This window comes from Mesorhizobium sp. M7A.F.Ca.AU.002.02.1.1 (assembly GCF_003998535.1).
Classification (GTDB): Bacteria; Pseudomonadota; Alphaproteobacteria; order Rhizobiales; family Rhizobiaceae; genus Mesorhizobium; species Mesorhizobium ciceri.
Map to the genome: position 1 here is coordinate 1 of NZ_RZPB01000992.1, position 1,867 is coordinate 1,867.

Sequence of the window (1,867 nt, forward strand, 5' to 3'; positions counted from 1 at the left end):
TTCCCTCGCTGCGCGTCGGCGGCCATCACTTCGTCATCATGACCTTCGCTTTCGGCCAATTGCTCGCCATTGTGCTCACCAATGGCGGCGACTATACCGGTGCCGCCACGGGGCTCGACATCGCCGGTCCGGTCACCCTGTTCGGCGCCGACATGAGCGATTTGACGCGCTACTATCTGATGGTGGTGGCTTTCGTCACGGCAGCGGCGGTGGCGAGCTGGGCGATCATCCACTCCTCCTATGGCCGCACGCTGCGCGCCATCCGGGAGCACCAAAAGCTGGCCGCCTCGCTCGGCATCAATGTCGGCCGCCACAAGATCGGCGCCTTCGTCGTCAGCGGCGTCTTTGCCGGCATCTCCGGCGTGCTGTTGGCCTATTTCCTCGGCCACATCTCGCCCTCGCAATTCTCGTCTTTCCCCAGCATCTACCTGGCGCTGATGGTGATGATCGGCGGGGCAAGGCTGATCGAGGGCCCGCTGGCCGGCGGCATCCTCGTCGCCTTCCTGCCGGAAGTGCTCAACCTCGATCCGGTGCAGTCGCGCATCGTCTACGGCGTCTGCCTGATCGCAGTCATCATGCTTTTGCCCGATGGCCTGATCGGCGGTGTCGTGCGGGCGCTTCGCTCGATGTTGGCGGGCAATCCGAAGCGGGAGACGAAAGAGCGCGATACCGCCCCCTCGGAGGCACGGCGGTGAGCCCGATCCTGGCGATCAGCGGCCTGAGCAAGCAGTTCGGCGGTGTCACGGCACTTGGCGGCGTCGACCTCGCCGTCGAAGAAGGCGAAATCCTCGGCGTCGTCGGTCCCAACGGGTCGGGCAAGACGACTTTGTTCAACGTCGTCACCGGCGTTCATAAGCCCAGCGCCGGCAGCGTGCTGTTTCGCGGGAGCGACATCACCGGTCTCAAGCCGCATGCCATATCGCGAGCCGGGATCGGCTACACCTTTCAGCAAGCGATGGCCTTTGCCGGCCTCGGGGTGCTGGAGAATGTCCAGATCGCTGGCGAACATGCGAGGGCAGGCGGCACTGCCAATCCGTGGCCGACACCAGAGGCCCTGCTCGACTTCGTCGGCCTGAAGGCGCTTGCCGGCGAGAAAGCCGGCGTGCTGCCGTTCGGCAGCCTGCGCCTGCTCGGCCTGGCGCTGGCGCTGGCCACGCGGCCGTCGCTGCTTCTGCTTGATGAACCCGCCGCCGGCCTCAACGACCGCGAAACCTCTGCCCTTGTCGGCCTTGTTCGCCAGTTGCCGGGCCATGGCATCACGGTCTGCGTCATCGACCACGACATGAAGCTGATGCAGATGCTGTGCCGGCGCCTTGCCGTGCTCGACTTCGGCTCCAAGATCGCCGACGGGCCGACCGAAAAGGTGCTTGCCGATCCCAAGGTGCTGGACGTCTACCTCGGAGGCGATCTGTGAACCTGCTCGCCGTCTCCGATGTCGTCACCGGCTATGGGCCGACCATCGTCAACCGTGGCGTCTCGCTGACATTGGCCGAAGGCGAAATCGTCACCATCCTCGGACCCAATGGCGCCGGCAAGTCGACGCTGCTCAAGGCTATCGCCGGGCTGATCAAACCCCGCTCGGGCAACATCGCTTTCGACGGCGCCGACGTCACCGGGTCCGCCGCCGATGTGATGGCCAGGCGCGGCGTCGTGCTGGTGCCGGAGGGCAGAAAAATCTTCGTCGAGATGACGGTCGAGGAGAATTTGCGCCTCGGCGCCTATGCGCGCCGCGACGAGGCGGCCGTCGAGGCCGACTTCCAGACCATGCTTGCCTTCTTTCCGATCCTCGCCACCAAGCGCCGCGACCGGGGCGGCTCGCTGAGCGGCGGCCAGCAGCAGATGCTGGCGATCGCGCGCGGGCTGATGA

The 1,867-nt window shown here is 65.8% G+C and carries 3 protein-coding genes; all 3 read left to right on the forward strand.

From position 1 onward, the window contains the following. The coding region (locus EN879_RS34160; RefSeq protein ID WP_164774770.1) for a branched-chain amino acid ABC transporter permease at positions 1-695 on the forward strand (695 nt) is incomplete at its 5' end. Further along, the gene (locus tag EN879_RS34165) at positions 692-1,414 is read left to right on the forward strand and encodes an ABC transporter ATP-binding protein (RefSeq protein WP_063170668.1); all 723 of its coding nucleotides are present in this window, start codon (positions 692-694) and stop codon (positions 1,412-1,414) included. The genes EN879_RS34160 and EN879_RS34165, both read left to right, overlap by 4 nt. Further along, positions 1,411-1,867, forward strand: a 457-nt coding sequence (locus EN879_RS34170; RefSeq protein ID WP_127274626.1) for an ATP-binding cassette domain-containing protein, incomplete at its 3' end; no start/stop codon positions are given. The genes EN879_RS34165 and EN879_RS34170, both read left to right, overlap by 4 nt.